16 protein-coding genes are annotated in these 23583 nt (G+C 68.4%); 7 read left to right on the plus strand and 9 right to left on the minus strand.

From position 1 onward, the window contains the following. Positions 1-54: 54 nt before the first annotated feature. A complete protein-coding gene (cprS, locus tag HMPREF2716_RS18730) occupies positions 55-1350 on the minus strand; it encodes a cationic peptide sensor histidine kinase CprS (protein ID WP_003105000.1) in 1296 nt (431 codons plus the stop codon). Further along, a complete protein-coding gene (gene cprR, locus HMPREF2716_RS18735) occupies positions 1347-2018 on the minus strand; it encodes a cationic peptide response regulator transcription factor CprR (protein ID WP_070621979.1) in 672 nt (223 codons plus the stop codon). Before cprR ends, cprS begins: the two co-directional genes overlap by 4 nt. Positions 2019-2395: 377 nt before the next feature. Here cprR and HMPREF2716_RS18740 point away from each other — a divergent pair, with 377 nt between their 5' ends. Next, positions 2396-5266, plus strand: a complete 2871-nt coding sequence (locus tag HMPREF2716_RS18740; protein WP_223699681.1) for a S8 family serine peptidase — start codon at positions 2396-2398, stop codon at positions 5264-5266. 6 nt (positions 5267-5272) lie between these two features. Here the strand turns inward: HMPREF2716_RS18740 and HMPREF2716_RS18745 are convergent, their stop codons facing one another. Genes HMPREF2716_RS18745 through HMPREF2716_RS18775 form a run of 7 tightly spaced genes read right to left on the minus strand, consistent with a single transcriptional unit; the run spans position 5273 to position 13226 of the window. Then, positions 5273-6352 carry an alpha/beta hydrolase fold domain-containing protein gene (locus tag HMPREF2716_RS18745; protein ID WP_003112115.1) on the minus strand — a complete coding sequence of 360 codons (1080 nt, stop codon included), beginning with the start codon at positions 6350-6352 and terminating at the stop codon, positions 5273-5275. Positions 6353-6405: 53 nt separating this feature from the next. After that, positions 6406-8037 carry a BatD family protein gene (locus tag HMPREF2716_RS18750; protein ID WP_003113945.1) on the minus strand — a complete coding sequence of 544 codons (1632 nt, stop codon included), beginning with the start codon at positions 8035-8037 and terminating at the stop codon, positions 6406-6408. After that, a complete protein-coding gene (locus tag HMPREF2716_RS18755) occupies positions 8034-9794 on the minus strand; it encodes a VWA domain-containing protein (protein WP_003119769.1) in 1761 nt (586 codons plus the stop codon). The genes HMPREF2716_RS18750 and HMPREF2716_RS18755 overlap by 4 nt, the downstream gene beginning before the upstream one ends. After that, positions 9791-10813: a vWA domain-containing protein gene (locus HMPREF2716_RS18760; protein ID WP_003107433.1), complete on the minus strand. Its 1023-nt coding sequence runs from the start codon at positions 10811-10813 to the stop codon at positions 9791-9793. Before HMPREF2716_RS18760 ends, HMPREF2716_RS18755 begins: the two co-directional genes overlap by 4 nt. Next, entirely contained in the window at positions 10806-11300 is a 495-nt protein-coding gene (locus HMPREF2716_RS18765; protein WP_003113947.1) for a DUF4381 domain-containing protein, read from the minus strand. The genes HMPREF2716_RS18760 and HMPREF2716_RS18765 overlap by 8 nt, the downstream gene beginning before the upstream one ends. Then, positions 11297-12235, minus strand: a complete 939-nt coding sequence (locus HMPREF2716_RS18770; protein ID WP_003091295.1) for a DUF58 domain-containing protein — start codon at positions 12233-12235, stop codon at positions 11297-11299. The genes HMPREF2716_RS18765 and HMPREF2716_RS18770 overlap by 4 nt, the downstream gene beginning before the upstream one ends. A 10-nt stretch (positions 12236-12245) precedes the next feature. Then, a complete protein-coding gene (locus tag HMPREF2716_RS18775; RefSeq protein WP_003091294.1) occupies positions 12246-13226 on the minus strand; it encodes an AAA family ATPase in 981 nt (326 codons plus the stop codon). Between the two features lie 340 nt (positions 13227-13566). On the opposite strand from HMPREF2716_RS18775, the gene HMPREF2716_RS18780 reads away from it, so the two are divergent. From HMPREF2716_RS18780 to HMPREF2716_RS18805, 6 genes are all read left to right on the plus strand, one after another. Further along, a complete protein-coding gene (locus tag HMPREF2716_RS18780) occupies positions 13567-14337 on the plus strand; it encodes a hypothetical protein (protein ID WP_003091293.1) in 771 nt (256 codons plus the stop codon). Between the two features lie 272 nt (positions 14338-14609). After that, on the plus strand, positions 14610-19472 hold the full coding sequence (gene gdhB, locus HMPREF2716_RS18785) for an NAD-glutamate dehydrogenase GdhB (protein WP_023115168.1): 4863 nt from the start codon (positions 14610-14612) through the stop codon (positions 19470-19472). 147 nt (positions 19473-19619) lie between these two features. Beyond that, positions 19620-20063, plus strand: coding sequence for a MarR family winged helix-turn-helix transcriptional regulator (locus HMPREF2716_RS18790; protein ID WP_003109601.1), 444 nt, complete (start codon positions 19620-19622; stop codon positions 20061-20063). Positions 20064-20105: 42 nt separating this feature from the next. Further along, positions 20106-20678 (plus strand): cysteine hydrolase family protein, encoded by a 573-nt coding sequence (locus tag HMPREF2716_RS18795; protein WP_023087159.1) that lies wholly within the window; start codon positions 20106-20108, stop codon positions 20676-20678. Between the two features lie 12 nt (positions 20679-20690). Next, positions 20691-21677: an FUSC family protein gene (locus HMPREF2716_RS18800; protein WP_003113949.1), complete on the plus strand. Its 987-nt coding sequence runs from the start codon at positions 20691-20693 to the stop codon at positions 21675-21677. Between the two features lie 481 nt (positions 21678-22158). Then, a partial coding sequence (locus tag HMPREF2716_RS18805) for an endo alpha-1,4 polygalactosaminidase (RefSeq protein WP_177343804.1) occupies positions 22159-23583 on the plus strand: 1425 nt, incomplete at its 3' end.

The raw sequence follows: 23583 nt of genomic DNA on the forward strand, positions 1-23583 counted from the left end.
CCAAGACCGCGGCCCAGGCCGCGGTTTTTTTGTGCGGAGGAAGGCCGTCGCGCTTCAGTCCGGCGTGGCGGGGAACAGCAGCTCGCAGCGGAAGCGCTGCTCGTCGCTGCTGTAATGCAGGCGCCAGCCGCTCTTCTGGCACAGGCGCTGGACCAGGTCGAGGCCCAGGCCATAACCGAACGCCATCGACTCCTCCGTGCCCTGGGCCGCGCCGATGGGGTTGCTGATCAGCAGGCTGCGGTCGCGCACGACGATTTCCACCACGCCCTCGTCGCTGTACTGCAGGGCGTTGCGCAGCAGGTTGCCGATGATGATCCGTGCGCGGGTCTGCGGCAGGCTGTGTGGCTCCACGTCGAGGTGGAAGGTCAGGCCGCGGCGCTGGCTCAGCGCCTGCTGTTCCTCGAGCAGTTCCTCCAGCAGGCGGCCGACCTCGATGTGTCCGTCGTCGCGCAGTTCGCCGCTCTCGCGGCTGAGCCAGAGCAAGGTCTCGGTCATCTGCTGCATGCCCAGCGCCGAGCGGCGGATGCGTTGCAAGGCATGCGGGGAGGGCGCGCGGCCGGGTTGGTCGAGCAACTCCAGGTTCATGCCGATCACCGCCAGCGGGGTGCGCAGCTCATGGCTGGCGTAGCGCAGGAAGCGCTCCTCGCGCTGGCTGAAGTCCTTGATCCGGGTCACGCTGTTCCACAGGGTATCCGCCAGCACGTTGAGTTCGCGGTAGTTGAAGCGCGGCCGCTGGCTGTCCGGGGCGAGGTCGTCGAGGGTCATCGACCAGCGCGTCAGCTTGCGCAACGGCGCGACGATGAACCAGACCAGCAGGCCGACGGCGGCCAGCGAAGGCAGGGTGACCGATAGGGTGACGATCCAGGTCTGCCTGACGCGGGCGTCGATGATGGCGTCGGACAGCGGCGTGTCGATGCTGCCGGCGGCGTCGTTGTCGTAGAGGTAGAGCGTCTTGCCGTCGGCCAGTGGCTGGCGGACCACCACGTAGGCATCGTCGCTGGGCGCGTCGTCATCCTCCTCTTCGTCATCGTCGTCCCAGTTGCCGAGCAGTTGCATGGCGCCGATGCTCTTGTAGGGCGGGGTGTCGAGCATCTCCCTGAGTTTCGGCGGCAGCCCCGCGGTGCCGACGCTGCCCTTGAAGTAGTAGCTGTCCGGCGCCGGCGTAGCCGGGTCTTCCTGGTAGCGCTGGGCGAAGTACAGCCCTTCCTCTTCCATCATCATGCTGAGCAGGTAGAGGGCGCCGGTCTCGCCGTAGTCGCCGAGCATGCGCGTGTAGACCAGCAACACCCCGGCGAGGATCAGGGTGACGCCGCCGCCGACGATGGGGATCAGGCTCAGGCCGCGTTTCATTTGCGCTCCAGCTGGAAGCCGACGCTGTGCAGGGTATGGATCAGAGGGGTGGCGAACCCCTTGTCGACGGTGCTGCGCAGGTGGTGCATGTGCACGTTGAGGGTGTTGCTTTCCGGCGGTTCGTCGCCCCAGACGCTGCGCCCCAGCTGCTCGCGGGTGACCAGCGCGGGGCTGGCGCGCATCAGGCACTCAAGGATCTTCCAGGCGGTGGGGGACAGCACCAGGGGCGTGCCGCCGCGGCTGGCCTGGCGGCTGTCGAGGTCCATCACCAGGTCGTCGACCTGCAGGCGCTGGGCCTGGCCGCTGCGGCGCCGGCTGAGGGCTTGCAGGCGGACCAGCAGCTCCGGCAGTTCGAAGGGCTTGAGCAGGTAGTCGTCGGCGCCGGCGTCGAAGCCGTCGAGCTTGTCCTGCAGGGTATCCAGGGCGGTGAGCATGAGTACCGGGGTCTGCAGGCCGGCTTCGCGTAGCTGGCGACAGACCTGCCGGCCGTTGATGCGCGGCAGCATGATGTCCAGCAGGATCACGTCGTAGCGGTTGGCGCGCGCCAGGTTGAGGCCGGCCTGGCCGTCGCGGGCGTGATCGCAGACCACCCCGGCGGCCTCGAGGTAGTCGATGACGGTGCCGGCGAGATCGAAGTTGTCTTCGACGACGAGTACGTGGATATGCATGGCCTGGGTCGCGTGACGAATGGGCTGGTCGACTGGCGGTGGATGGCCGTCGCGCCATGGGCGGTTCGGGAGAGGCGGGCGGTCGGCGGTTTTCGCGAGTCGGGCAGCGATGTTCGTCGATCGGGGCGCGGGCTGTCCAGTTGCCCACCCGGTTTGCGCCTCCGCTGTGACCTCGTGCCGCTCCCGTCGGCGTGTCCGCGTTAAGCCTTTTTTAACCCCCCGGGAGCTAGCGTGCGCCTGCTCGGAACGCTAGCCGCCAGGCTATTGCCGGGTGCCATCCGCGAAGAGTGCGGGTGCCTTTCGTTTTTGGGGGATTTTTTGCCATGTCGCGGACGACGCGTTGGAAGGATGTTCGAAAGTGCGGGATACGCACACTGGTGCCGCTGGGCGTTTCGCTATCGCTGTCGCCCTGTGCGTTGGCCGAAGCCCGGTCCAGCGGCTGGGAGCAGGACTTCATCGGCGTGCCGGTCGCGCGCGCGTTGGGCCTGACCGGCAAAGGCGTGGATGTCGGGGTGATCGATGGCGGTTTCCTTCCGCAGCATCCGGCGTTCGCCGGCCAGGCGATCACTCCGCTGGCCAACCGAGTGGCCATCGACGGCGAGGAAGCGATCGCCGATCCCTCCCGGCCGCTCTTCGATCGCGATGAGCAAAGCGGAGAAATCCAGGTCGCCAGCCATGGCGCGAATGTCAGCGGAATCATCGCGGCCAGGCCGGAGGTCATTGCCGATTTCACCTATCGTGGTGGCGTGGCGCCGAAGGTCGGGCTTTTCCAGACGCAAATCAGGCCCAGCGACGAAGCCGATGACGAGGATGCCGACATAGAGGAGGAACAAGACGAAGCGGCGAGCCAGGCCAGTCTGCTGCAACCGGGCAGCGAGGAACTCGTCCATGGCGCCCTGAGCACCCTCTACCGGGGCGCGCCGACGGTACGGATCATCAACAACAGCTACAACGACGATCCTATCGGCAATGACGCCGCCGCGGTGGATGCCGCTTATGCGGCGATCGATCCCGCAGCGCCGCATCCCTACCTGAATGCCCTGGCCGACGGCGTGCGCGACGGGCGCCTGCTGGTGTTCGCAGCCGGCAACGAAAGCCGCGCGCAGCCCGGCTTGCTCGCCACCTTGCCGCGCTTCATGCCCGGACTGGAAAGCGGTTTCCTCAGCGTGGTCGCGCTGGGTCCGGACCGCGACCTCACCGACTACTCCAACCAGTGCGGGGTGACGAAAGACTGGTGCCTGGCGGCGCCCGGCGACATGTACGTGGCCGCGGCGAACGGTGCCTCGGCCGAACGCTTGACCTACACCTATGCCGACCAGAGCGGTACCTCCTACGCCACGCCGCTAGTCAGCGCCAGCGCGGCATTGCTGGCCGAGCGTTTTCCCTACATGGACATGGCGCAGGTGCGGATGACCATGTTGAGCACCGCCGTCGATCTTGGCGAGCCTGGGGTCGACGCGCGTTTCGGCTGGGGGTTGCTGGACCTGGCCCGGGCGGTACGTGGACCAGGCCAGCTGTTCGGCGATCAGCGGGTGACGCTGGACGCGGCGCGCGGCGGCTGGAATGCCAGGGATGTCTGGAACAACGACATCCGCGCCGGTGGCATGCTTGGCAAGGCCGGCAGCGGCGCGCTGCGGCTGTCGGGCGATAACCGTTTCGCCGGGGTCGCGGTCGAGGCCGGCGAACTGGCGCTCGCCGGGCGCAACCGGTTCTCTGCCGCCAGCGAGGTTCGCGGCGGGCGCCTGGTGGTGGACGGCACGCTCGAAGGACCGGGGTTGAGGGTAGCCCGGGCCGGCGAGCTGGGCGGCGGCGGCACCATTGCCGCGCCGACCCGGATCGACGGCGTGCTCGCCGCCGACCGCCTCGCGGGCGCGCCGAGTTTCACCCGCTCGCTCGAACTGTCGCCGTCGAGCACGACCCGGGTGGCGCTGGGCGGGCAACCGCCGATCCGCCTCGACGGCGCGGCTGCTTTCGCCCGGTTGGGCGGGCGGCTGCAACTGACGGCGGCCGATGCGGCGGGGGCGGGGCAGAAGTTCCTGACGGTCGCGCGGGGCGCCACCTACCAGGGCGGTTTCGATGCCTTGCAACAGGCGCCGGGCCTGGCCGCGCGGGGCCTGCGCCACGACTTGCGCTTCGCTGCGGATGGCATCGCCCTGGCCCTGGCTCCGCTCGACCTGCCGGGGCAGGTCAACCTACAAGGCAACGCCGGGCGTTCCGCGGCGGCGTTGAACGCGCTCCGTGACCGGCCCATCGCCCTGCGCCCCGGCGCCTACAACGATTGGCTGCAGGCCAGCCTGGCGCGCGGCGATCTCGCTGGCCTGCCACGCAGCGCCGGCGGCCAGGTGTATGCCGACAGCCTGGCCTACCTGAGTCGGCAGCCGTCGCAAGTGGATCGCGCGATGTTCGGCGAGCTTTCCTGGGCGCAGCCCGGGCAGGCGCCGCGGTTGTGGTTCCAGGGGCTCGCTTCCGGCTTGCGCAACGAGGGGCGCTCAGGCGTCAGCGGCAGTCGCGAGCGTAGCGACGGCATTGCCCTGGGCCTGGTCCAGGCGCTCGACGAACGAACTCAGGGCGGCGCGACGCTGGCGCAGACCAAGGGACGGATCAACAGCGCCGGCGGCAAGGTCGAGCTGGACATCACCCAGCTCGCCGTGGGCTTGCTACACGCCTTCGACAGCCTGGAACAGGGCGGTTACGTCAGTGCCATGCTCGGTGCCGGCTACCTCGACGCCGCCAGCAAGCGGCGCCTGCCGGGCTTTGCCACGGCCAAGGGCGACAGCGAGGGCTGGCTCTACCACGCCAGCGTCAAGAGCGGCTACCGCTGGCGCAAGGACGATTGGCGGGTCGAGCCGCGGGTCGGCCTGCTGGCGACCCGCACGGAATGGAAAGGTTTCCGCGAAAAGCACAGCGAGCTGGCGCTGGACGTCGACCGCGCGGCCAGGGATGCGACCTTCGCCACCCTGGAACTGAGCGTCGCGCGCAGCCTGCGGGTGGCCGACTGGTCGCTGGAGCCGGAGCTGAACCTGGGCTACGAGCGTGCCCTGGGAGTGCCGGCGAGCCACACCGAGGCTAGCCTGCAGGGCGTCGACCTGAAGCAGGTTTCGGCCCATCGGGGGCGCGACCTGTTCAGTGCGGGGATGGCGCTGCACGCCCGCCGCGGTCCGTTGCAGGGCAGCCTGGAGCTGCAGGGGACGAAAGGCGAGCGGGTCGGCGGCAGCGCCGTCAACCTGCGCCTGAGCTACGACTTCTAGCGCTGGCTACTTGAGCACCTTGATTGGCTTCACCGGGGTGCCGTCGCTCCATTGGCCCATGCCGGTCTGCTCCGGCGTAGCGCCCAGGGCGTACTGGCGGTTGCGGTTGTAGAACGCCGCGTCGGTGAGGCCATCGAACAGCTTCCAGGTGCCGTACCAGTCGAGGGCGTCGATCACCAGCGGGTCGTGGCCGGTATAGCGGCCTTCGGCCTGCTGCACTTCGAGGCGCTTCTCGACGCGGTCGAGCAACCAGTCGCTGTCTTCTTCCTTCGGATACTGCGGGCCGAATACCGGCGCGGTGGGTGCCGCGTGGTTGGCCAGCAGCGGCGGAGCGCCGTGGCGATCGCTGCGCAGCAGCAGCAGGTTCTTGTCGCTGGGCGGAATGTGCCGGCTCTGGCGGTAGATGCGCTTGGCGTCGGTGCAGGCCACGTGGCTGTCCTCGTCGCCGCAGACCGCCAGCAGCAGGGTGCCCTTGGCCAGCCCCGACAGGCGTTCCTGGGCCACGCCGTCCCAGCGCTTGCCCTGGCTCTTGCCGGGCTCGACCACCATCAGCGCCTTCGCCGCCGGCAGCTTCAGGCGTTCGCTGGCGGCCGCCAGGTTGGCGGCGAGCAGTCCGCCGGCGGAGTGGCCGAGGTAGGCGACCTGGTTCAGACGCGGGCGCACCCCCAGCTCGCCGGCCTGCAGGCGCCTGAGGGCGTCGCCGAGGGCGCCGGCGGCATTGTCGAGGAAGTCTGCGTTGGGCGTCTTCAGGTCCGGCTGGTAGCGCGGGTAGACCACCACCATGCCGCGGCGGACGATATGGTCGATCCAGGCGCGGTAGAGGTCCGGCTGCATCACGCTCCAGCCGTGCAGGAAGATCACCAGCGGAGCGTTGCCGGGGACCGGTTGCTCGGGGGTGAACACCCAGTATTCGCGAGCGCCTTCGCCGAAGTGCCACTGATGCACGCTGGCATGGCGATAGGCCGCGCCGCCCGGCCCTTCGGCCGGCTGCGTCGGCGGCGTGGGCGCGGTCGGCGGTTCGGCGGCCGTCGCGGCGTGGCCCAGGAGCAGGCCGCACAGGACGAGGTACAGGGTACGGAAGCGCATGCGGGCCCTCTTGCGGAATCGGAATGTCGTGCCAGTCCTAACCATAGCGCCGTTCAGCGCGGATAGAGCGGTGGCAGGCCGCCATTGTCGACCGCTCCCGCCGGCGCTTGTTCCGTGGTGGGCAGGGCGCGGATCGCCCGCCACAGGTCCTCGCCCTGCCAGGAATGGCCGCTCTCGCTGTACAGCGCGCCGTTGAGGCCATCCAGGGCGTCGGACAGCGGTACGAAGCGGGCCGCCATGTCGGCCAGGGTATCGGGTTGCTGACGGGCCCAGGCGTCCAGGGCCTGGCGGGTCGCCTGGGGATCGTTGGCCAGGCAGGCGCGGCGCAGCTCGTCGAGCAGGCTGCGGCTGCTCGGGCCGTTGGCCGCGGCGCGGATCACCGCCGGCAGTTGGCGGGCGCGCCACCAGAGGCCGAAGCCGAGCAGGGTGGTCAGGGCCAGCACGGCGGTAGCCAGTTGCCAGGGCCAGAGCGTCGGCTCCAGGCGTTCGCCGAGCGGCAGCGCCGCCGCCGGCGGCTCCGCCTCGGCCTGCGGCGCGGCGGCCACTTCCAGGGTGCGCGGTGGCAGGCTGGTGCGCTCCAGGCGGTCTTCGCGGGTGTTCCACCAGACCACTTCGAGCGCCGGCAACTCGATGCGCCCGGCCTGCTCGGGCACCAGCGCCTCGCGCTCCTCGCGACTGCCGATGAGGCCCTGGTCGGTGCTCTGGTCGGCCAGCTGCGGTTGGTCCGGGTAGCGCCGCAGGCCTTGCACGTCGGGCAGCGGCAACGGCGGAAGCTGGGTGCCGGAAAGCCCCTCGACCTTCAGCAGCACGTTGCGCGTCAGCGATTCGCCGACCTGTGCCTGCTCCGGCTGCGGGCTCCAGCTTTCGCTGATGCTCAGCGCGCGGGCCGGCATCCAGGGCGCGTCGGCCGGATAGTCGGCGGGCTTGGGCCGGACCTGCAGCGGGATGCTCGGCGAAGTCACCCGCATCTGCCGGCCGGGGCGCGGGCCGAAGGGGTTGTAGTCGTCGCTGCCACGGTCGACCAGGGTCGCACTGAAGGCTTGCGCAGGAATCTCCAGGGTGCCGCTCTTCTGCGGGAAGATCGCGTAGCGCACCTCGATCACGCCGTGGCGGATGCCGTTGATCTCCTTCTCGTAGGTGCGCGCCTCGCCGAGCTGTTCGACCTTCGCGTCGTTCATCGCCAGCGGGGTCAGGCTGCTGTCGTCGTATAGCGACACCGAGTGGTAGATGCGCAGGGTGAGGATCGCCTGGGCCTGCACGTAGACTGTCTCCTGGTCGACGCTGGCATCGATGAAGACCGGCGCCAGCTTGCTGCTCTTGGCGCGGTCGCGCGCCTCCAGTACGTGCAGCCTGATCGGCTGGGTGCTGCTGGCGCCGAGGCTGATCGGCGGGATCGCCACGTAGCCGCTCTGCTTCGGCAGGAGGGTGACGATCCAGCGGGTGGTGGCCTGGGCCCGGCCGTTCTGCGTGGCGAGACGGTTGACCTGGCGCGTGCCGAGGACCTCGAAGAGGGCGTCCAGCGGGCTCAGGTCGGGTTTGCCGAAGAGGGTCGGGTCGTCCGATTCCAGCGTCAGTTCGACGCTTTCCCCTTCGGTCAGGCGGGCGCGGTCGACGCTGGCGCTGAAGCTGGCATGGGCGGAAACGCAGAGGAGCGCGAGAAGCAGGCTGCAGAACAGGCGGATCATGGCGTGGCTTCCTGGCGTTGCTGCTGTTGGTACCAGAACTTGCGCCGCAGCAATTCGGCGGGATCGTCGGGAATCTGTCGCAGCCATTGCTCGAGGGCCTGGCGACGTTCGTCGTCGAGTCCGTCGTCGGCTTCCTCGTCGCCCGTCCGCTCGTCCTCGGCGTTGGGCTGCGGCTGCGCTTGGCCGGGTGCTCCGGCGGTCTTCTCGCCTTCGTCTTCCGGCAGGCTGGTCGAGGGCGCCGCGGCCTGGGCCTTCTGCGCATCGACGGTCGCCGCGTCGCGCGGCGGCCGCTGGCTGCTTCCGGATGGCGGGCTCTGCTGGCTCGCTTCCTGGCGCTGTTCCTTGTTCTCGCCGGCCTGCTGCTGCGCCGCCTGTTCCTGGCGTTGGCGCAGCAGTTCCTCGACCAGGGCCTTGTTGCGTTGCGCGGCGACCAGTTGCGGCTGGCGCTCCAGGGCTTGTTCGTAGGCGTCGACGGCGGCTTCCAGTTCGCCCTGGCGGGCCAGGGCGTTGCCACGGTTGTAGTGATCGTCGGCCTGGTCGCCTTGGGCGAAGGCCTGGGCCGCGGCGGCGTAGTCGCGGGCCTGGTAGAGCGACAGGCCTTTCCAGCGGAAGTCCTCGAAGCGCTTCGCCGCCTCGTCCGCCTGGCCCCGTTGCAACAGGCGCTGGCCTTGCTGGTCCGGACGCAGCCAGAGGTCTTCGAACTGGAAGGCCATGGCCGGTTGCGGCAGGCTCAGCATCAACAGCGGCAGGCAGAACAGCCAGCCGCGCCGTCCGGCACAGGCGGCCAGCAGGAGCAGCGGCAGGAGCAGCCAGTAACCCTGGTCGGCCCAGCGCTGCAGGCGCAGCAGGGCGTTCTCGCGATCTTCCTCCAGCGTGCCGCCGCGGGCCAGCAGGCCGAGGCTGTCGAGGTCGCGGTCGTTCGGCCGCAGGCGCTGGTAGCCGGCGCCGATCTCCGCGGCGAAGCGGCGCAGCCCGCTTTCGTCGAGCCTGGGCAGGAGGATGCCGCCCTGGTCGTCCTTGAGGAAGCTGCCATCCTCCTGCTGCACCGGAGCGCCCTTCGGCGTGCCGACGCCGAGCACGGCGAGGCGCGCCGCCCGGTGCTCGAGGGCGCTGCGGATGCCCTGGCGCTCGGGTTCGCTCAGCTCGCTGGTCAGCAGCAGCAGGCGGCCGCGGCCCTGGGCGCCCTGTTCCAGCAGGTCGAGGGCCTGGCGCACGGCGAGGTCGGCGCGCTGGCCGGGCTCGGGCATGATCGAAGGTTTCAGGGCGTCGAGCAGGTTGCGCGCGGTGAGCTGGTCGTCCGACAGCGGCACCAGGGTATGCGCGCTGCCGGCGTAGACGACGATCGCGGTCTGCGCGTCGTTGCGCGTGCGAAGCAGGTCGAGCAGCTTGCGCCGGGCCTGCTCCAGGCGGGTCGGCGACAGGTCGCCGGCAAGCATCCCGGGAGTCAGCTGGAGGATCGCCACCAGCGGGTCGCTACGCTTCATCGAGGGCTGTTCCAGTTGCTGCCAACTGGGCCCGAGCAAGGCCAGCAGGGCCAGCAGCCAGGCGATGCCGAGGCAGATCCAGGGCATGCGGTTCTGCCGCCCGGCGCCGCCGACCAGCAGCCAGGGCTGGAAGGCCGTCGGCAACAGCAACTGCCAGCGTCCGGCACGACGCTGGCGATGCAGCAGCTTCCACAGCAACCAGCCAAGCAGCGGCGCCAGCAGCAGCCAGTAGGGGCGCAGCCAGTGCGGCCAGGCATCCAGCAACAGGTTCATGGTTGCCTCCCGGAACGGCGGCGCGGCCAGGTCCGGTTTTCCCGTGGCCAGAGTTCCAGCGCCACCAGCAGCACACTCAGGCCGAGGGCGGCGGCCAGCGGCCAACTGTACAGCGCCAGGGCCGGGCGCGCCCGGGTAGTCTGCTGGGCGACCGGTTCGAGGCGGTCGAGGGTCGCGGAAATGCTTTCCAGCTCGGCGCTGGATCGCGCGCGGAAGTATTCGCCGCCAGTGCTCTCGGCGATACCGCGCAGGGTCGGCTCGTCGAGATCGAGCCCCGGGTTGAAGCCGAACAGGCCGGGCACGCCGCCTTGCTGCGGGTCGGCGCCGATGCCGATGGTGTAGATCTTCACCTGTTGCTCGGCGGCCAGTTGCGCGGCGATCTGCGGGGCTATCTGTCCGCCGGTGTTGGCGCCGTCGGTGATCAGCACCAGCACCCGGCTTTCCGCAGGCCGCTGGCGCAGGCGCTTGACCGCCAGGCCGATGGCGTCGCCGATCGCGGTGTTCTTGCCGGCGATGCCGATCTGCGCCTCGTCCAGCCAGACCCGCACGGTGTGCCGGTCGAAGGTCAGCGGCGCCTGCAGGTAGGCCTGGCTGCCGAACAGGATCAGGCCGACGCGGTCGCCACGACGGTCTTCGATGAAGTCGCCGAAGAGTTTCTTGATCAGTTCCAGGCGGCTGATCTCGTCTTCCTGCCAGCGCATGTCGCGGTAGTCCATGGAGCCGGAGACATCCACCGCGAGCAGCAGGTCGCGGCCGCTGGCGGGTAGCGGCAGGGGGTCGCCGACCCACTGCGGGCGGGCCGCGGCGAGCAGCAGGAGGAACCAGAGCAGGGCGAAGCGCACCTGCTGCCGCCAGGCCGGCAGGCGTGCGCGGGCACGGCGTCCGGCGAGGCTTTCGAGTTCGTCGAGGAAGCTCACCTTGAGCGCCGCCTCGCCGCTGTCGGCGGCCGGCAGCACCAGGCGCAGCAGCCAGGGCAACGGGGCGAGGGCGAAGACCCAGGGCCAGGCGAACTCAAACATGCTTGCGAATCCAGGTGGCGACGGCGGCGTCGAGGCCGTCCACGGCCTTGTCGTCGAGGGTGCAGTCGGCGCGGTAGCCGCCTTCCACCAGGATCATCCAGCGGGTCAGGCCGGCGGCCGGGCAACGGTTGTCGAGGAACGCCAGCCAGGCGCGGCCGCTGAGGGCGTGGCTGCCGCTATCTGGCCAGCGCGCCCTGCAGACCCGCTTGAGCAGGCCGTTGATGGCTTGCAGCCAGGGTCCGGCGGAAGCCCTGCCGTAGGGCTTGGCAAGCGCCGCCAGTTCGGCCAGGGCCGCTTCGCGCAGCGGATCCAGCGGCGCTTCGCCGCGGGTGGCGATGGTGCGCCGCGGCAGGTGCCGGCGCAGTCGCCAGAGCCCCCAGCCGAGCAACGGCAGCAGGGCGGCCAGCAGCCACCAGCCGGGCGCTGGCGGCCACCAGCCGACGGGCAGGGGGGCGATCAGCGGTTCCAGCCGGTCGAGCGGATTCATGCGCGATACCCCGGCTGGTGTTGTTCCAGCAGGTCCCGCAACTGCTCCACCAGGTCTTCCTGGGTCGACAGCGGCAGCAGCGGCACGCCCAGTCGCTGGGCCAGCCGCTGCCAGCGCGCGCGGCGCGCCTCGGCCAGTTCGCGATAGGCCTGGCGCAGCTCGTCGGCGTGGGTGTCCAGCTCGAGGTCGGCGGCGCCTTCGCGGAAGCGCAGCAGTCCGGCGGCGGGGAGGGCATGGTCGAGCGGGTCGGACAGCGGCAGCAGCACCAGGTCGGTATGGCGTGCGATCAGGCTGAGTTGCTGCTCGGCGACGTCATTGAGTGTCCGCTCGTCGCACAGCACCAGGATCAGGCTGCCCGGGCGCAGCACTTCGCGGGCGCGGCGCAGGGCCAGGCCGAACAGTTCGCCAGGCCGCTCGGCCGGCGTCTCGCGCAGCTCGCGATTGGCCCGCAATAGCTGGTTGAACAGTTGCAGCAGGCTGTGCTTGCTGCGTCGCGGCTTGATTTCGTGGCAGTCGCGGTCGCTGAATACCAGGCCGCCGATACGGTCGTTGTGGGCCAGCGCCGACCAGCCGATGAAGGCCGCCGCGCGTGCCGCCAGCACCGCCTTGAAGCACAGGCCGGAGCCGAAGAACAGGCGCTGGCTCTGTTCGACCAGGACGAACACCGGTCGCTCGCGTTCCTCGTGGAACAGCTTGGTGTGCGGCTCGCGGGTGCGCGCGGTGACGCGCCAGTCGATGGTCCGTACGTCGTCGCCGGGCTGGTAGATGCGCACCTGGTCGAAGTCCACGCCGCGTCCGCGCAGGCGCGAGTGATGCAGGCCGACCAGCGGGCTGCGGCGGTTCTGCGAGGAGAACAGGCGCGCTTCGTGGAGCCGGTGGCGCATTTCCAGAAGCTCGTCGAGGCCCAGTTCGACGCCCGGGGCGGCGCTCAGCATGGCGGCGGCCTCAGGCCACGGCGACCACGTCGAGGATGCGCTGCACGACCCGGTCCTGGTCGATGCCGGCGGCTTCCGCCTCGAAGGTCAGGATCAGGCGATGGCGCAGCACGTCGAACAGCACCGCCTGGATGTCCTCGGGGCTGACGAAGTCGCGTCCGCCCAGCCAGGCGTGGGCGCGCGCGCAGCGGTCGAGGGCGATGGAGCCGCGCGGGCTGGCGCCGTAGGAGATCCATTCGGCGAGTTCCGCGTCGTGCTTGGCCGGGGTGCGGGTGGCCATGATCAGTTGCACCAGGTATTCCTCCACCGCGTCGGCCATGTACAGGCCGAGGATTTCCTGGCGCGCGGCGAAGATGGTTTCCTGGGTCACCCGGCGCTCCGGCCGGGCCTCGCCGTTCAGTGCCTCGCCACGCGCCTGCTGGAGTATGCGGCGTTCCACCGAGGCCTCCGGGTAGCCGATCTTGACGTGCATGAGGAAGCGGTCGAGCTGGGCTTCCGGCAACGGGTAGGTACCTTCCTGCTCGATCGGGTTCTGTGTCGCCATCACCAGGAACAGCTGTGGCAGGTCGTAGGTGCTGCGGCCGACCGAAACCTGGCGCTCGGCCATGGCTTCGAGCAGCGCCGATTGCACCTTGGCCGGGGCGCGGTTGATCTCGTCGGCCAGCACCAGGTGATGGAAGATCGGGCCTTGCTGGAACACGAAGGTGCCGGTCTCCGGACGGTAGATTTCGGTGCCGGTGATGTCGGCGGGGAGCAGGTCGGGAGTGAACTGGATACGGTGGAACTCGGCTTCGAGGCCTTCGGCGAGGTCCTTGATGGCCTTGGTCTTGGCCAGTCCCGGCGCGCCTTCCACCAGCAGGTGGCCGTCGGCTAGCAGCGCGATCAGCAGGCGGTCGACGAGTTTTTCCTGGCCGAGGATCTGGCTCGACAGGTAGCCCTTCAGTCCCTGCAGGGCGCTCTTGTGCTGCGTGCTTTCTGGCTCGTTGCTCATTGTCTGGACTACCGGTTCCAAGGCCTGCTGGGGTGTCGCTCGGTGGCGCACGGCGAGGCCGGCGCGGGCGGGCGGGGAGAAGGCTCCGCTCTGCGGCGGATGACGGCCCCCCGATCCCGCACATGTTAGCGCACGGCGACTGCCTAGCGTACTCTCCGACGCTCGTGCCGCGCCTATTCGTGAACCCGCGCGGGTATGCCGGTGAAAAGCCTCCGCCTCTCGCCGTGACCTGCCTCGCGAAGCGCGGCGGATCGACGCGCCCGGGGAACTTCGCCGGCGCACGCGGGTCGGTTTCCGCGATGCGAACAGCGAATGGACAGAGCGTTTGTCAGGAGCGACATTGCCGGGGCTTGCCCGGCGCAAGGGGGAGGGCCGCGCCCGGCGTGGGTGGCGGCGCTGGGTCGGCGGGCTGCTGTTGCTGCTCGGCGCGCTCGCCAGCGGATGTTCGAACGCGCCGCGCAACGCCGCCGGCGAGGACACCAGCCAGGGTTCGATGCGCGCCGGCGAATTCCTCCAGACCGATGCCGATCGCATGGCCACCCTGGCCATGCGCGACAACCTGCAAAGCCTCTACCAGTTGCTCTGGAAGCTGTACAAGCGCAATCCCGCCGAATGGAAGAAGACCGGCCTGCCGAGCCAGGCCGACGCCGAGCTGGCGATCCGCCGGGCCATCGAGCAGAACCGCGAACTCAGCGACCTGGGCGGCCGCCGCGACATCGCCGCACTGTCCTACTCCCTCGATCCGGCGTTCAAGGGCGACCGCGTCGGTGCCTTCATATACTCCCTGGCCAGCATGCTGATCACCGCCCATGGCGGGCGCACCGAGTTCTACGTCTACCAGGGGATCGACGCGCAGTACGTCTACAACGCCGCGCGCAACGTCGAGGTCGCCACCTGGATGCTGGCTACCCGCAAGGACGACAAGGGTGCCCCGTTGCTGCTTTCCAACGCCCTCACCGACGACGCCAGCAACCTCAGCTACGCCCGCGAGTTCGCCAAGATCGTCGCGCGCCTGGACCTGCTCGCCGAGGTGCTCGGCGAACGCTACCGGCGGATCAGCGTGAACTACGCCCAGGGACTGCTGTTCATGCATTTCCTGCCGGTGCAGTGAGCCGATGCTCCCGGGGTGAACGAATATGTCGCAGCACGGTAAGTGTTTTGCCTTGCCGGCTCGTTAAGCTCTGTCGGATATGACCGGCGGGTCGCTCGCCGAAAAGGGCGGTTCCCGGTCAGCCTTTGCTGTGCGCCTGCCTGCCTGGATTAATGCTCAGCTTCTGCTGAACTTCATGGACGCAGCGAGGGTCGGTCCGAAGGTGCGTTGCTCGCGACCTTTCCCGCGAACCGCTCGCCTCCATGAAATAACAAGCCAAGCGGAGTACAACCATGGCGTTCTTCACCGCGGCCAGCAAAGCCGATTTCCAGCATCAACTGCAGACGGCACTGGCGCAGCACCTCGGCGACAAGGCGTTACCACAAGTCACGCTGTTCGCCGAACAGTTCTTCAGCCTGATCTCCCTCGATGAACTGACCCAGCGTCGGCTTTCCGACCTGGTCGGTTGCACCCTTTCCGCCTGGCGCCTGCTGGAGCGCTTCGACCGCGACCAGCCCGAAGTCCGCGTATACAACCCCGACTACGAGAAGCACGGCTGGCAATCCACTCACACCGCGGTGGAAGTGCTGCACCCGGACCTGCCGTTCCTGGTCGACTCGGTACGCATGGAACTGAACCGCCGCGGCTACAGCATCCATACCCTGCAGACCAACGTCCTCAGCGTGCGCCGCTCGGCCAAGGGCGAGCTGAAGGAAATCCTGCCCAAGGGTAGCCAGGGCAAGGACGTCAGCCAGGAATCGCTGATGTACCTGGAGATCGACCGTTGCGCCCACGCCGGCGAACTGCGGGCGCTGGAGAAGGCCATCCTGGAAGTGCTCGGTGAAGTACGCGTGACCGTCGCCGACTTCGAACCGATGAAGGCCAAGGCCCGCGAACTGCTGACCTGGCTCGGCAAGGCCAAGCTGAAGGTGCCGGCGGAGGAACTGAAGGAAGTGCGCAGCTATCTCGAATGGCTGCTGGACAACCACTTCACCTTCCTCGGCTACGAGGAATTCACCGTCGCCGACGAGGCCGACGGCGGGCGCATGGTCTACGACGAGAAATCCTTCCTCGGCCTGACCCGTCTGCTGCGTGCCGGCCTGAGCAAGGATGACCTGCACATCGAGGACTATGCCGTCGCCTACCTGCGCGAACCGGTCCTGCTGTCCTTCGCCAAGGCCGCCCATCCGAGCCGTGTGCACCGCCCGGCCTACCCGGACTACGTGTCGATCCGCGAGCTGGACGGCAAGGGCCGGGTGATCCGCGAGTGCCGCTTCATGGGCCTGTTCACCTCCTCGGTGTACAACGAGAGCGTCAACGACATTCCCTTCATCCGCGGCAAGGTCGCCGAAGTGATGCGGCGCTCCGGTTTCGACACCAAGGCCCACCTCGGCAAGGAACTGGCCCAGGTGCTGGAAGTACTGCCGCGCGACGACCTGTTCCAGACTCCGGTGGACGAGCTGTTCAGCACCGCCCTGGCGATCGTCCGCATCCAGGAGCGCAACAAGATCCGCGTGTTCCTGCGCAAGGACCCCTACGGTCGCTTCTGCTACTGCCTGGCCTACGTGCCGCGCGACGTGTATTCCACCGAGACGCGCCTGAAGATCCAGCAGGTCCTGATGGAGCGCCTGCAGGCCAGCGACTGCGAGTTCTGGACCTTCTTCTCCGAGTCGGTGCTGGCCCGCGTGCAGTTCATCCTCCGCGTCGACCCGAAGTCGCGCATCGACATCGACCCGGCGCGCCTGGAGGAAGAAGTGATCCAGGCCTGCCGTTCCTGGCAGGACGACTACAGCAGCCTGGTGGTGGAAAACCTCGGCGAGGCCAAGGGCACCAACGTCCTGGCCGACTTCCCGAAAGGCTTCCCGGCCGGCTATCGCGAGCGCTTCGCCCCGCACTTCGCGGTGGTCGACCTGCAGCACCTGCTCAGCCTCTCCGAGCAGCGCCCGCTGGTGATGAGCTTCTACCAGCCGCTGGCGCAGGGCGAGCAGCAACTGCACTGCAAGCTGTACCACGCCGACACCCCGCTGGCCCTGTCCGACGTCCTGCCGATCCTGGAGAACCTCGGCCTGCGCGTGCTCGGCGAATTCCCCTACCGCCTGCGCCACCAGAACGGCCGTGAATACTGGATCCACGACTTCGCCTTCACCTACGCCGAAGGGCTGGACGTGGACATCCAGCAGCTCAACGAGATCCTCCAGGACGCCTTCGTCCACATCGTCAGCGGCGACGCCGAGAACGACGCCTTCAACCGCCTGGTGCTGACCGCCAACCTGCCGTGGCGCGACGTCGCCCTGCTGCGTGCCTACGCGCGTTACCTGAAGCAGATCCGCCTGGGCTTCGACCTTGGCTACATCGCCAGTGCGCTGAATGCCCACACCGACATCGCCCGCGAGCTGGTGCGGCTGTTCAAGACCCGCTTCTACCTGGCGCGCAAACTCACCGCGGAAGACCTGGAAGACAAGCAACAGAAGCTGGAGCAGGCGATCCTCGGTGCCCTCGACGAAGTCCAGGTGCTCAACGAGGACCGCATCCTGCGGCGCTACCTCGACCTGATCAAGGCGACCCTGCGGACCAACTTCTACCAGCCCGACGGCAACGGCCAGAACAAGAGCTACTTCAGCTTCAAGTTCAACCCGAAGGCCATCCCGGAGCTGCCCAGGCCGGTGCCCAAGTACGAGATCTTCGTCTACTCGCCGCGCGTCGAGGGCGTGCACCTGCGCGGCGGCAAGGTGGCTCGCGGCGGCTTGCGCTGGTCGGACCGCGAGGAAGACTTCCGCACCGAGGTGCTCGGCCTGGTCAAGGCCCAGCAGGTGAAGAACGCGGTGATCGTGCCGGTCGGCGCCAAGGGCGGCTTCGTCCCGCGCCGCCTGCCGCTTGGCGGTAGCCGCGACGAGATCCAGGCCGAGGCGATCGCCTGCTACCGGATCTTCATTTCCGGCCTGCTCGATATCACCGACAACCTCAAGGAAGGCGAAGTGGTGCCGCCGGCCAACGTGGTCCGCCACGACGAGGACGATCCTTACCTGGTGGTCGCCGCGGACAAGGGCACGGCGACCTTCTCCGACATCGCCAACGGCATCGCCGCCGAGTACGGCTTCTGGCTCGGCGACGCCTTCGCCTCGGGCGGCTCCGCCGGCTACGACCACAAGGGCATGGGGATTACCGCCAAGGGCGCCTGGGTCAGCGTGCAACGGCACTTCCGCGAGCGCGGCATCGACGTGCAGAAGGACAACATCAGCGTCATCGGCATCGGCGACATGGCCGGCGACGTGTTCGGCAACGGCCTGCTGATGTCGGACAAGCTGCAACTGGTGGCCGCCTTCAACCACATGCATATCTTCATCGACCCGAACCCGGACGCCGCCAGCAGCTTCGTCGAGCGCCAGCGCCTGTTCAACCTGCCGCGTTCGAGCTGGGCCGACTACGACGCCAAGCTGATCTCCGCCGGCGGCGGGATCTTCCTGCGCAGCGCCAAGAGCATCGCCATCACCCCGGAAATGAAGGCGCGCTTCGACATCCAGGCCGACAGGCTGGCGCCCACCGAGCTGATCCATGCGCTGCTCAAGGCGCCGGTCGACCTGCTCTGGAACGGCGGGATCGGCACCTACGTGAAGTCGAGCAAGGAAACCCACGCCGATGTCGGCGACAAGGCCAACGACGGTCTGCGCGTCGACGGCCGCGAGCTGCGCGCGAAGGTGGTGGGCGAGGGCGGCAACCTGGGCATGACCCAACTGGCGCGGGTCGAGTTCGGCCTGCACGGCGGTGCCAACAACACCGACTTCATCGACAACGCCGGTGGCGTGGACTGCTCCGACCATGAGGTCAACATCAAGATCCTGCTCAACGAAGTGGTGCAGGCCGGCGACATGACCGAGAAGCAGCGCAACGCGCTGCTGGTGAAGATGACCGACGCGGTCGGCGCCCTGGTGCTGGGCAACAACTACAAGCAGACCCAGGCGCTGTCCCTGGCGCAACGTCGCGCCCGCGAGCGGATCGCCGAGTACAAGCGGCTGATGGGCGACCTCGAGGCGCGTGGCAAGCTCGATCGCGCCCTGGAGTTCCTGCCTTCCGACGAGGAGCTGGCGGAACGCATCAGTGCCGGCCAGGGGCTGACCCGCGCCGAGCTGTCGGTGCTGATCTCCTACAGCAAGATCGACCTCAAGGAATCGCTGCTGAAATCGCTGGTGCCGGACGACGACTACCTGACCCGCGACATGGAGACCGCCTTCCCGGCATTGCTGGCGGAGAAGTTCGGCGACGCCATGCGCCGCCATCGCCTGAAGCGCGAGATCGTCAGCACGCAGATCGCCAACGACCTGGTCAACCACATGGGCATCACCTTCGTGCAGCGCCTGAAGGAGTCCACCGGCATGAGCGCGGCCAACGTCGCCGGGGCCTACGTGATCGTCCGCGACGTGTTCCACCTGCCGCACTGGTTCCGCCAGATCGAGAACCTCGACTACCAGGTGCCCGCTGATATCCAGCTGACCCTGATGGACGAACTGATGCGTCTCGGTCGCCGCGCCACCCGCTGGTTCCTCCGCAGCCGCCGCAACGAGCTGGACGCGGCGCGCGACGTGGCCCACTTCGGCCCGCGCGTCGCCGCCCTCGGCCTGAAGCTCAACGAGCTGCTCGAAGGGCCGACCCGCGAGCTGTGGCAGGCGCGCTACCAGACCTACGTCGACGCCGGCGTGCCGGAACTGCTGGCACGCATGGTGGCCGGTACCAGCCACTTGTACACGCTGCTGCCGATCATCGAGGCGTCCGACGTGACCGGCCAGGACACCGCGGAAGTGGCCAAGGCCTATTTCGCCGTGGGCAGCGCGCTGGACCTGACCTGGTACCTGCAACAGATCACCAACCTGCCGGTGGAGAACAACTGGCAGGCGCTGGCCCGCGAGGCGTTCCGCGACGACCTCGACTGGCAGCAGCGGGCGATCACCGTCTCGGTGTTGCAGATGCAGGACGGACCGAAGGAGGTCGAGGCTCGCGTCGGCCTGTGGCTGGAACAGCACCTGCCGCTGGTCGAGCGCTGGCGGGCGATGCTGGTCGAACTGCGTGCCGCGTCGGGTACCGACTACGCCATGTACGCCGTGGCCAACCGCGAGCTGATGGACCTGGCGCAGAGCAGCCAGCACGGTGTCTGCATCCCCTGATGCGACCGGACTGACGGCAAGCAAGAGCCCCGCCCTAGTGCGGGGCTCTTTCATTTCAGCTGTCGTGCCGTCGGTCGGGTCCCATGGCGGGCGGCGTTGGATGTGTTATTTTGCTATGAAAATATAGCTATGATTATGTAGATAAATATGCCCACCAACCAGGATCTCCAACTGGCAGCGCATCTGCGCAGCCAGGTCACCACCCTGACCCGCCGCCTGCGTCGCGAGGCGCAGGCCGATCCGGTGCAATTCTCGCAACTGGTCGTGCTTGGCGCGATCGACCGCCTTGGCGGCGACGTCACACCTTCCGAGCTGGCCGCCGCCGAGCGGATGCGCTCGTCGAATCTGGCCGCGCTGCTGCGCGAACTGGAACGCGGAGGGCTGATCGTCCGTCACGCCGATCCGCAAGATGGGCGCAGAACCCGCGTGTCGCTGAGCTCGGAGGGCCGGCGAAATCTCTACGGCAACCGCGCCAAGCGCGAAGAATGGCTGGTGCGTGCCATGCACGCCTGTCTCGACGAGAGCGAGCGCGCCCTGCTGGCGGCGGCCGGTCCGTTGCTGACACGCCTGGCGCAATTCGAGGAGCCCTGAATCCAGGGCTTTGGGTTCCGGCAGATGGAAGAGGAGTTCCCGATGAACACAGCACTGATCGGTCTCGACTACATCGTCGATATCATGCATCCCGACGGTAGGATTGCCCGCTGTGCAGAACAGGCCGCCTTGCGTGGCGTGGTCGCGCGTTTCAACCGCGCGCTCGCCGTCGCCGAGCAGCTTGGCTGGCTGCGGATCGCGGTGAGGGTGGGCTTCGAGCCCGGCTATCCGGACCTGCCGGAACATTCGCCGATCTTCGCTGCCGCGCAGGCACTCGGCGCTCTCGACCTCTGCGGGCGCGGTTGCGCATTTCATCCTGACCTGAAGCGGGATGCCGTGCAGATGGAAGTGCTCAAGCCGCGCATCAGCGCCTTCTATGCCACGCGCCTGGAGGCCGTGTTGCGGGCGAGGCGGATCGAGCGCCTGGTGCTCGCCGGTGTCAGTACGACCTGGGCTGTGCAGGCCGCCGCGCGCGATGCGCACGATCGCGACTACCAAGTGCTGGTGTTGGAGGAGGCCTGCGCGGCGGCCAGCGACGAGGAGCACCGGCGCTCCATCGAGGTCCTGGGCGGCATCGCGCGGATCGTCACGCTCGACCAGTTGGCAGCGCTCTAGGCGGCGCGTCGTGTGTGCGCCTCGCTGACACGCCTGTTCGACGGCCGCGCCATGGGGCGCGCGCTCGCCGTGTCGCTGCCGCTGTTCGTGCTCTACAGCGCCAGCGGCGATGCCAACTGGCTGCTGGCGAATATCGCGACGATCTCCGTGGCGGTCGTCGTCGAGCGGGTCGGTAGCGCACCGCTCGCGGCGCTCGGCCAGGGGGTGGCGATCATCCTCGGCTTTCTCGGCCTGTCGTTCGCGCTCGCCTGGGGAGCGGCGTTTGCCATCGCTTGCGCAGCGCTCGCCGCTGCTGCTGTCGCGCTATCCGGCCTGGATACGCGCTTGCGCACGCTGGGCAATTTCGTCTTTATTCCTGTGCTCTATCTGGCCTGCGAGGTTGCCGCGACGCACCGCGCTGCGCTGTCCCTGGTGCCGTATCTCGTCGTCGCGACGCTACCATCGGTGGCGCTCGCCGGTGTCGATACCTTGCGCCACGCAGCGCTCGCACGCCGTTACGGCACCCTGCTGCGCTGGCGTGGAGCGCACTTGACGGGCCACGCGGCCGCGCATGACGAGCTGCTCCAGGCTGTGTTGGCGGTCACACTCGCCGTAGCCTCCAGCGCGACCTTGGTGGCGTGGCGGCACATCGAATACGGCCAGTGGGCGATCTGGTCGTCCGCCAGCGTGGTTACCGGCAATGCCGCCAGCGCGCACCTGAAGCTGCGCGATCGCGGGCTTGGCGCGCTGCTCGGCGTACCGCTCGGCCTCGCGGTAGGGGCCGCTCTACCGCATGTTCTATTGGTCCACACCTTGGCGACTCTTGCCTCGGTCCTCACCCTCGTCGGATTCCGTCACTACGCGACAGGTTTTGCCGCGCGTTGCGCGTGCATCGCCTGCGCCTCCTGGGCGATTCAGCAGTCGCCCCTGGTCGCCTCGCTGCGGGTCGCCGAAGTACTGGCGGGTGGGGCGATAGGCGTCGCCTCGGTGTGGCTGGTGCGGTTCCTCGCACGCAACTGAAGGCGGTGCGACCGCACGCGCGTGCGCCAAATGCCCGGCGCCTTTCGTTGGCCGGAAAAGACAACCTGTTTCACGGATTTAATAAACATTTAGTTATTAGCGAGCGGCGTCTACCGAACCGATGGGTCTAGACGAAGTGACTTCCGGGGGCTTCCGGAGGGCCGTCGACTTTCCTGATGAAGTGCGTGAAACCTGGGCTTTCCACTTTGCCACAGCGGTGTCTCGGAAAGCGCGGAGTTGACCTGCAAAGCGTCACGGGCAGGCAAAAGGACACCATGGCGTCATGTATGTGCCTAAAAATTGACAGTTTCCGCTTAAAAATTTAGCAATTAGCATATTTAGTCATTAGATTGACGTTAATCGCCTGCGGCTGCTTTGGCTGTGCCCGCACTGTCAGGGATTCGACGTTGCCACCGGAAACCGCATCCATGCTTCCGACCTGCCGCTTCGGTCGGTATCGACCCTGCCGCGTAGGCTGGGCATGCGGTTCAGCAAGAAAGGAATCGCCGTGCTGCGTCTGCCGTCCCGCCGTAACACCCTTCGACCCATCGAGCGCCCGCTCGCCTGGCTTGCCGGCCTGGCGCTGGCGCTTTGTGCCGGCACTGCCGCAGGGGCTGCCGGCGGGCCGTCCAGCGTGGCGTTCTGGTACGCCGAGCGGCCGCCGCTGGCCGAGCTTTCCCAGTTCGACTGGGTGGTGCTCGAAGCGGCGCACCTCAAGCCGGCCGATGTCGGGTATCTGAAAGAGCAGGGCAGCACGCCCTTCGCCTATCTGTCGGTCGGCGAGTTCGACGGCGACGCCGCCGCCATCGCCGACAGCGGCCTGGCCCGGGGCAAGAGCGCGGTCCGCAACCAAGCCTGGAACAGCCAGGTAATGGACCTCGCCGCGCCGAGCTGGCGGGCGTACCTGCTCAAGCGCGCCGCGGAGCTGCGCAAACAGGGCTACGCCGGCCTGTTCCTCGATACCCTGGACAGCTTCCAGCTACAGGCCGAGGAGCGCCGCGAGGGCCAGCGCCGGGCGCTGGCCAGTTTCCTCGCCCAGCTGCATCGCCAGGAGCCGGGCCTCAAGCTGTTTTTCAATCGCGGTTTCGAAGTGCTGCCGGAGTTGCCCGGCGTCGCGTCGGCGGTGGCCGTGGAGTCGATCCATGCCGGTTGGGACGCCGCTGCCGGGCAATACCGCGAGGTGCCCCAGGACGATCGCGATTGGCTGAAGGGCCACCTGGATGCCCTGCGCGCCCAGGGAATGCCCATCGTCGCCATCGACTACCTGCCGCCGGAGCGGCGTGACGAGGCGCGCACGCTCGCTGCGCGCCTGCGTAGCGAAGGCTACGTGCCGTTCGTCAGCACCCCGGCGCTGGACTACCTGGGGGTGAGCGACGTCGAGGTGCAACCGCGGCGCATCGCGCTGCTCTACGATCCGCGCGAGGGCGACCTGACCCTGAGCCCCGGTCACGTCTACCTCGGCGGCCTGCTCGAATACCTCGGTTATCGGGTCGACTACCTGCCCACCGACCAGCCGCTGCCCGAACGTCCGCTGAGCGGTCTCTACGCCGGGGTGGTGACCTGGATGACCAGTGGACCGCCGCTGGCCAGCGACGCCTTCGACAACTGGATCGCTGCACGTCTCAACGAAAAGGTGCCGGTGGCGTTCCTCGCCGGCCTGCCCACAGAGAACGACGGCCTGTTGCAGCGCCTGGGTATTCGCCGGCTGTCGCAGAAGCTCAAGGTCAAGCCGAGCACCGAGACCCACGACCAGGCGCTGCTTGGTTCCTTCGAAGCGCCGCTGGTGATCCGGATCCGCGACCTGCCGGCGCTCACCGTACTCGATCCGGCGCGGGTGACCCCGGCGCTCAAGCTCAAGGGCGACGGCAAGGAGTACGTGCCGGTGGCGACCGCCGACTGGGGGGGG

The organism is Pseudomonas sp. HMSC076A11 (assembly GCF_001810205.1).
Classification (GTDB): Bacteria; Pseudomonadota; Gammaproteobacteria; order Pseudomonadales; family Pseudomonadaceae; genus Pseudomonas; species Pseudomonas aeruginosa.

Bases quoted from the DNA above. Each gene is read 5' to 3' on its own strand.
- HMPREF2716_RS18765 (WP_003113947.1), bottom strand. From the start codon at position 11,300: ATGAATCCGCTCGACCGGCTGGAACCGCTGATCGCCCCCCTGCCCGTC.
- HMPREF2716_RS18755 (WP_003119769.1), bottom strand. From the start codon at position 9,794: ATGAACCTGTTGCTGGATGCCTGGCCGCACTGGCTGCGCCCCTACTGG.
- cprR (WP_070621979.1), bottom strand. From the start codon at position 2,018: ATGCATATCCACGTACTCGTCGTCGAAGACAACTTCGATCTCGCCGGC.
- HMPREF2716_RS18745 (WP_003112115.1), bottom strand. From the start codon at position 6,352: ATGCGCTTCCGTACCCTGTACCTCGTCCTGTGCGGCCTGCTCCTGGGC.
- cprS (WP_003105000.1), bottom strand. From the start codon at position 1,350: ATGAAACGCGGCCTGAGCCTGATCCCCATCGTCGGCGGCGGCGTCACC.
- HMPREF2716_RS18750 (WP_003113945.1), bottom strand. From the start codon at position 8,037: ATGATCCGCCTGTTCTGCAGCCTGCTTCTCGCGCTCCTCTGCGTTTCC.
- HMPREF2716_RS18775 (WP_003091294.1), bottom strand. From the start codon at position 13,226: ATGAGCAACGAGCCAGAAAGCACGCAGCACAAGAGCGCCCTGCAGGGA.
- gdhB (WP_023115168.1), top strand. From the start codon at position 14,610: ATGGCGTTCTTCACCGCGGCCAGCAAAGCCGATTTCCAGCATCAACTG.
- HMPREF2716_RS18790 (WP_003109601.1), top strand. From the start codon at position 19,620: ATGCCCACCAACCAGGATCTCCAACTGGCAGCGCATCTGCGCAGCCAG.
- HMPREF2716_RS18770 (WP_003091295.1), bottom strand. From the start codon at position 12,235: ATGCTGAGCGCCGCCCCGGGCGTCGAACTGGGCCTCGACGAGCTTCTG.
- HMPREF2716_RS18760 (WP_003107433.1), bottom strand. From the start codon at position 10,813: ATGTTTGAGTTCGCCTGGCCCTGGGTCTTCGCCCTCGCCCCGTTGCCC.
- HMPREF2716_RS18795 (WP_023087159.1), top strand. From the start codon at position 20,106: ATGAACACAGCACTGATCGGTCTCGACTACATCGTCGATATCATGCAT.